The organism is Streptomyces sp. NPDC044063 (assembly GCF_056434285.1).
Genome location: NZ_JBWKFM010000019.1, coordinates 139,884 through 146,514, shown reverse-complemented (window position 1 = coordinate 146,514; position 6,631 = coordinate 139,884). Strand labels below are relative to the sequence as shown.

Here is a 6,631-nt window from a genome sequence, read left to right as displayed (position 1 = left end):
AAACGCCCGGTTACATTCCGAACCCGGAAGCTAAGCCTTTCAGCGCCGATGGTACTGCAGGGGGGACCCTGTGGGAGAGTAGGACGCCGCCGAACTCCTTTTGAATGCCGTAGGCCCTGGAAACAGAGAAATCTGATTCCAGGGCCTACGGCTTTTTTGTTTTTCCGGGGGTCGTCCATTACGGCGCCCCCGCCGGGCCCGTTACGGTGTCGACCATGAGCGGCGGGCTGACACAGCTGATGTGGGACGAGGCGGTAACGGGCTATGACTTCGGGCCGGGGCATCCCATGGATCCCGTCCGGCTGTCGCTGACGATGCGGCTGGTGGAGGCGTACGGGCTGGACCGGGTGGCGCGTACGGTGGCCGCCCCGCCCGCGGGGGATTCGACGCTGCGGCTCGTGCACCGGCCGGACTACATCGAGGCCGTGCGGGCGGCGTCCGCCGATCCGCGGTCGGCGGACACCTCGTACGGGCTGGGGACGGCGGACGACCCGGCGTTCGCGGGGATGCACGACGCGTCCGCGCTGATCGCCGGGCAGTCGGTCGCGGCGGCGGAGGCGGTGTGGCGGGGAGAGGCCCTGCACGCGGTGAACTTCGCCGGCGGGCTGCACCACGCGATGCCCGGCGGCGCTTCCGGGTTCTGCGTCTACAACGACGCCGCCCTGGCCGTCGCCCGGCTGCTCGAGCTGGGGGCCCGGAGGGTCGTGTACGTGGACGTGGACGTCCATCACGGCGACGGGGTCCAGGCGGTGTTCTGGGACGACCCCCGCGTGCTCACGATCTCGCTGCACGAGCATCCCCGGACGCTCTTCCCGCAGACCGGCTGGCCGGAGGAGACGGGAGGGCCCGGTGCCGAGGGCACCGCGGTCAATGTCGCGCTGCCGGCGGGGACCGGGGACGCCGGGTGGCTGCGGGCCTTCCACGCGGTCGTGCCCGAGCTCGTGGCGGCCTTCCGGCCCGAGGCGCTGGTGACCCAGCACGGGGCCGACACGCACTTCGAGGACCCGTTGGCGCACCTGGCCGTCTCCCTCGACGCCCAGCGGCTCGTGGCGGACGCCTGCCACCGGCTGGCGCACGAGCACGCCCAGGGGCGCTGGGTGGCTCTGGGCGGCGGGGGCTACGCGGTGGCGGACGTCGTGCCGCGGTCCTGGACCCATCTGGTGGGGATCGCGGCGGGCCGGCCGGTGGAGCCGGAGTCCGCGGTGCCGGAGGAGTGGCGTGCCGAAGTCTTCCGGCGGACCAGGCAGTTGGGGCCGCTGCGGATGACGGACGGGCGTGAGCCCGTCTGGCGGGACTTCTCCGACGGCGGCTACGACCCCGCCGACCGGCTCGACCAGGCGGTCCTGGCGACCCGTCGGGCGGTCTTCCCGTCCCACGGCCTGCTCCCGTGACCGGACCCCGCCCCCACCGGACCCCAACCCCTCCTCCCCCCGCCCTCGGCGAACGCCCGACGGTCCGTTAGCCCACGCGTGGGACCCCGTGACGGAATGCCTCGTGGACCGCTGCCCGGTCCGCGAGCATCGGCGGCGTGCCGAGCCCCGTCGTCCGCTCCTCCGTCGTCCTCGGGCCCCGTGCCCTCCGTGCCCACCTCCTCTCCAGCGGCCTCGCCGGTGCCGTGGCGACCTCGCGGGAGCGGAGTCTGACGCGCTATCGGCTGTTCGTCGCCCGCGACCCACGGGTGCTGATCGGTCTGGAGCCGAAATATGACTGGCGCTTCGATGACTTGTTGCGCCTGATGAGCAGAAGGTGTGGAGTTTCGGCCGATCCCAAGGACACTTCAGGGCATGATGTGATCGACCCGGATCGCACGATGGTGGCACTCGATGCCTTCGCGGACCGTCTCGCGACGGTGGCCGCCACCGGCGCGCCGGTGCTCCTGGGCACGGGCCACCCGCACCGACTCCTGGGCTTCTACGCCTCCTTGGCGGCGGCCCTGTCGTCGGCGGGATGCCACGTCCTCACCCCGGCGCAGGGTCGAAGTGTCGACATAACGACCCGGTTCGGCGTACGCACGTACAACCTTGACTACGTCCGGGGAGTCGCGCTGATGCGTGAACCCGGCGCGCGAAAAGCCGGGAGTGAGCCGGGCGCGCATACGCATTCACCGCTCCCGGTTCGTACCGCGCTGGCAGCCGCGGCGGCGGGGGGCGGACCCCTTCCGGCGTTGGTCGTCGGGGACCACGGGTGGGTCTGCGGGGCAGGTCAGCTGGGCATTGAGGCCATCGGGCTGGCCGACTCCGACGACCCCGCGCCGTTCGTCGGGCAGGCCGAGGGGCGAGTGTCCGTCGCCGTTCCGCTTGATGACACTGTGCGGTCTGATTACTACCGACCGCTTACTCGCTATGTACTCAATCGAGCGTGTCTGTCACAGTAGGCGGCCGATGGCTGCTCCTCTTCCCCACTCGCATCACCCGCCCCTAACCTGGGGAGTGAGCGCGCAGCGACGAGGAGTCACCGGAGGGGAAGCCGGTGCGCGTCATGTGCGGAAGGTTCAGGTGTGTCATGGCTGCTGGCGAAAGGCCTCTCAACGAGGTCGTGTTCCTTACCGTGGCGGAAGTCGCCGCGGTGATGCGTGTGTCCAAGATGACCGTGTACCGCTTGGTGCACAGCGGTCATCTGCCGGCGATCCGGGTGGGAAGGTCGTTCCGGGTCCCAGAGCAAGCGGTTCACGAGTACCTCCGGGAGTCCTTCGTGGGGGTGGAAACAGCCTGAGGCCCCCCTCGGATTACGCTGATCGCCCGGTGGCGGGTAGGCTGGCCCGATGTAGGTCGTGTGGGCTCGGACGCCCCGCACCGAGTGAATCGATGTAAGCGAGGGTAGTCGTGGGCTCTGTTATCAAGAAGCGGCGCAAGCGGATGGCCAAGAAGAAGCACCGCAAGCTGCTCAAGCGCACGCGTGTTCAGCGTCGCAACAAGAAGTAAGCACGCCGCTGTGCTCGTCCCGCAGCCCTCTCACCGGTCCCCGGTGGGAGGGCTGCGGTGCGTTGCGGGGAGTAAAGCCTTCGCTACGGCTTGAAATGACGCCCGACCCGTCCGGCGGTCATCACAGTGCAACAACGACCCGCTACGGTGGCCGCGACAGGGCACCTCTCAGGTGGGAAGAAAGGCGCTGATCTTGGGCAAGGTCGTGCTCGTCACCGGAGTCGCACGGCAACTGGGCGGTCGTTTCGTCCGGCGCATCCAGCGCGAGCCCGACGTCGACCGGGTCATCGCGGTGGACGCGGTGCCACCCGAGCACCATCTCGGCGGGGCCGAATTCCTACGGGCGGACATCCGCCACCCCACGATCGGCAGGGTCCTGGCCGAGCAGTCCGTGGACACCGTGGTGCACATGGACGTCAACGGCACCCCCCTGGGCAAGCGCGGCAGCCGGGCCACGGTCAAGGAGACCAACGTCATCGGCACCATGCAGCTGCTCGGTGCCTGCCAGAAGACCCCCTCCGTCAAGCGGCTGGTCGTGAAGTCGAGCACGAACGTGTACGGTTCCGCGCCCCGCGACCCCGCGGTCTTCACCGAGACCACGCCCCCCAAATCGCTGCCCAGCGGCGGCTTCGCCAAGGACGTCGTCGAGGTCGAGGGCTACGTCCGCGGCTTCGCCCGCCGCCGGCCCGACGTCGCGGTGTGCGTCCTGCGCTTCGCGAACATCCTGGGGCCCTGCGCCGACTCACCGCTCGCGGAGTACTTCTCGCTGCCCGTGCTGCCCACCGTGCTCGGCTTCGACCCGCGCCTGCAGTTCGTCCACGAGGACGACGCGATCGAGGTGCTGCGGATCGCCGCCGGCGAACCCGTCCGCTCCACGCTCAACAGCGGCACCTTCAATATCGCGGGGGACGGTGTGCTGCTGCTCTCCCAGGCCGCCAGGCGCCTCGGACGCCCCACGCTGCCCTTCTTCCTGCCCTCCGTGACCTGGGTGGGCTCGGCGCTCCGGTCGGCCGGTTTCCTGGACTTCTCGCCCGAGCAGATCCGGCTGCTCACCCACGGCCGCGTCGTGGAGACGACGCAGATGCGCGAGACGCTGGGCTTCCGCCCCCGGTACAGCACCCCGGAGGCGTTCGAGGACTTCGCCCGCAGCCGCGGCCCGGGGCTGCTCCCGCCCGAGACCCTCGCCCGTACCGTCGACCGGATCGCCGCGCTGATGCCTGCCGGCCGCGGCCAGAACTGAGGAGCGCACGCACCATGGCCGATGCGAAGGTCATTCCGTTCGGCGAGGAGCCCCGGGCCAAGAGGAAGGCCAGGCGCGGGGGAGCGGGTCGTACGCAGCGGGCGGCGGCGCCGCTCGCACCGGTGCCGGTGCCCCGGGACGAGGCGGCCCCGCCCGCCGCCGAGGGCCGTCCGGAGCCGCCCGCCGCCGCGGCCGACGTCCCGGCCGAGGCCGGTGGCTGGGAGCGGAAGCTGGCCCACGGGCTGAGCTTCCTGCGGCGCCGGATCACCGGCGACTACGAGGTCGACGACTTCGGGTACGACCAGGAGCTCACCGACCACGTGGTGATGTCCCTCCTGCGGCCCTTCAAGGAGAAGTACTTCCGGGTCGAGGTGAAGGGCGTCGAGAACATCCCGGAGAAGGGCGCGGCCCTGATCGTCGCCAACCACTCCGGCACCCTGCCCGTCGACGGGCTGATGCTCCAGGTGGCCGTGCACGACCACCACCCGGCCGGGCGGAACGTCCGGATGCTCGCCGCGGACCTCGTCTTCATGCTGCCGGTCATCAACGAGATCTCCCGCAAGCTCGGCCACACCCTCGCCTGCGCCGAGGACGCCCAGAAGCTCCTGGAGCGCGGCGAGGTGGTGGGTGTGATGCCGGAGGGCTTCAAGGGGATCGGGAAGCCGTTCTCCGAGCGCTACAAGCTCCAGCGCTTCGGGCGGGGCGGCTTCGTACAGACGGCACTGCGTGCCGGGGCGCCGATCGTGCCGTGCTCGATCGTCGGGGCCGAGGAGATCTACCCGATGCTCGGCAACTCCAAGACGATGGCCCGGCTGCTGAACATCCCCTACTTCCCGCTGACGCCGGCGTTCCCCTGGCTCGGGCCGCTGGGGCTGGTGCCGCTGCCGACGAAGTGGACCATCCAGTTCGGCGAGCCGATCCCCACGGACGGCTATCCGGCGGAGGCGGCCGACGACCCGATGCTGATGTTCAACCTGACGGACCAGGTCCGGGAGACGATCCAGCACACCCTCTACAAGCTGCTCGTGCAGCGGCGGTCGGTGTTCTTCTGAGCCGGGCCCCTTCAGGGACCCTTCGCTCCGAAGTACACCGACCGCAGGAAGAGCACCGACCGCCGTTCTCGCCTACCGGTCGTCCTCGCCGTGGATGCCCAGCCCCGGCAGGATGTCCGGGAGGAGCGGCGGGATCGTGATGTCGGGCTGCTTGGACGGCTTGCCGTCCTTGCCGTGCGCCCGGTCCGGTCCGGCGCTGCCGGAGCCGGCCGGGGGCTGGAGGAGCCCCGTACCGCCCAGCAGGCCCTCCTGCTCGTCGTGGGTGCCCGGCGAGGACTGCTGGGGGCGCCCACCCGCGCGCTTGCCGTCGGACCGCTCGGGGGTCTTCGACGCGGGCGCCGAGTGGCCCTTGCCGCCCGGGGTGCCGGGGTCCGCGGCCCCCTCCCGGCCGGTGCCGCCCGACTTGCCCTGCTTGGCGTCCGGGAGCAGGGAGCGCAGCGGCGCGACGTCATCGTCTATGGCGGTGAAGACCGAGGTCACGTCGTCCGCCACGTCGGTGAGCTGGTGGGGCAGGCGGGTGCGGAGCTTGCTCCAGCTCTCGCGCTGCGAGGCGGAGAAGGACGAGAGCCGCTCGATGGGACCGAGGGAGCCGTCGCGCTCGTAGACGCCGTGGAGGAGGCGGTGGCCCTCGGCGGCGTCGCGGCGCATGCCGGAGAGCGTGCCGCGGATCTGGGCCAGGGTGTCCTGGTCGAGCTCGCCGGTGCGCCCGCGCTCCATCAGCCGGCGGACCTCGCCCATCCGGGTGCTCGCCTGGTCCAGGAGCAGCCCGCCGCGGGCGGAGTCACCGTCGGCCATGCCGAGCTTGAGATCCTCCATGCCGCGCTTGAGGCCGTAGAGCGTGTCCCCCGGCAGGGCGTTGGAACTGGCCGTCGCCACGCCGCCGAAGGCACCCGCGGCCACGCCGACCGTGAGCCCGCCCGCCGCGAGCCCCTTGGACCAGCGGGAGCGCGGCCTGAGCCGGCTCAGCGCGCGGTGCGCGCCACGGCCGGAGCGTTGCGGCGGCACGGCCGCCTCCCCGGCGAACTGGGCTTCCATGGCGGCGATCAGCTGCGCCCGCTGCACGGTTTTGACCTCGGCGTCCAGCTCGGGCGCCGGTAGTGCGCCGAGACCGCTCGTCAGGGCCAACAGCTTTGCCTGCTCGGCGTCTTCCGCCGGTGGGTCGGGCTGTGCGGCCGCAGCACGCTGGACTTCCTGGTCCTCCAGGGCCTGGGCGAAGGCGTTCGCCCGCCGGTGCGCCGATACATTCGCGATCACAGGCGGCACCTCCTCTCGTCATGACGTCCGACTCCCGTGGGCACCTGAAGGGTTGCACGCCTTGAGAACATCCACTCGATCGAGTGAGTGATCAGGGGTGCGACGTGGCATCGGGAAGTCTGCATCCCGGACAACGAGCGGCGCGGCAGTCGGGTTACGCGGCC

7 protein-coding genes and 1 rRNA gene are annotated in these 6,631 nt (G+C 71.1%); 7 read left to right on the top strand and 1 reads right to left on the bottom strand.

Annotated elements, in window-relative coordinates; genetic code table 11:
* The 7 genes from rrf to AC07BS_RS23180 all read left to right on the top strand — a co-directional run.
* Nucleotides 1-95, top strand: a 5S ribosomal RNA gene (rrf, locus tag AC07BS_RS23210); the annotation flags it as partial.
* A 120-nt stretch (nt 96-215) separates the two neighbouring features.
* The gene (locus AC07BS_RS23205) at nt 216-1,391 is read left to right on the top strand and encodes an acetoin utilization protein AcuC (RefSeq protein WP_478934156.1); all 1,176 of its coding nucleotides are present in this window, start codon (nt 216-218) and stop codon (nt 1,389-1,391) included.
* A 137-nt stretch (nt 1,392-1,528) separates the two neighbouring features.
* Nucleotides 1,529-2,374 carry a phosphatase gene (locus tag AC07BS_RS23200; RefSeq protein ID WP_478934154.1) on the top strand — a complete coding sequence of 282 codons (846 nt, stop codon included), beginning with the start codon at nt 1,529-1,531 and terminating at the stop codon, nt 2,372-2,374.
* Between the two features lie 128 nt (nt 2,375-2,502).
* On the top strand, nt 2,503-2,712 hold the full coding sequence (locus tag AC07BS_RS23195) for a helix-turn-helix domain-containing protein (RefSeq protein WP_154080489.1): 210 nt from the start codon (nt 2,503-2,505) through the stop codon (nt 2,710-2,712).
* A 110-nt stretch (nt 2,713-2,822) separates the two neighbouring features.
* Nucleotides 2,823-2,921: a 30S ribosomal protein bS22 gene (locus tag AC07BS_RS23190; protein ID WP_003948845.1), complete on the top strand. Its 99-nt coding sequence runs from the start codon at nt 2,823-2,825 to the stop codon at nt 2,919-2,921.
* 193 nt (nt 2,922-3,114) lie between these two features.
* Nucleotides 3,115-4,161: an NAD-dependent epimerase/dehydratase family protein gene (locus AC07BS_RS23185; RefSeq protein ID WP_478647295.1), complete on the top strand. Its 1,047-nt coding sequence runs from the start codon at nt 3,115-3,117 to the stop codon at nt 4,159-4,161.
* A gap of 14 nt (nt 4,162-4,175) precedes the next feature.
* Nucleotides 4,176-5,213 carry a lysophospholipid acyltransferase family protein gene (locus AC07BS_RS23180; protein ID WP_478934152.1) on the top strand — a complete coding sequence of 346 codons (1,038 nt, stop codon included), beginning with the start codon at nt 4,176-4,178 and terminating at the stop codon, nt 5,211-5,213.
* Nucleotides 5,214-5,285: 72 nt separating this feature from the next.
* On the opposite strand, the gene AC07BS_RS23175 is transcribed toward AC07BS_RS23180, so the two are convergent.
* Nucleotides 5,286-6,467 (bottom strand): DUF5667 domain-containing protein, encoded by a 1,182-nt coding sequence (locus AC07BS_RS23175; RefSeq protein WP_478934150.1) that lies wholly within the window; start codon nt 6,465-6,467, stop codon nt 5,286-5,288.
* Nucleotides 6,468-6,631 lie beyond the last annotated feature (164 nt).

Bases quoted from the DNA above. Each gene is read 5' to 3' on its own strand.
- AC07BS_RS23205 (WP_478934156.1), top strand. From the start codon at position 216: ATGAGCGGCGGGCTGACACAGCTGATGTGGGACGAGGCGGTAACGGGC.
- AC07BS_RS23195 (WP_154080489.1), top strand. From the start codon at position 2,503: ATGGCTGCTGGCGAAAGGCCTCTCAACGAGGTCGTGTTCCTTACCGTG.
- AC07BS_RS23180 (WP_478934152.1), top strand. From the start codon at position 4,176: ATGGCCGATGCGAAGGTCATTCCGTTCGGCGAGGAGCCCCGGGCCAAG.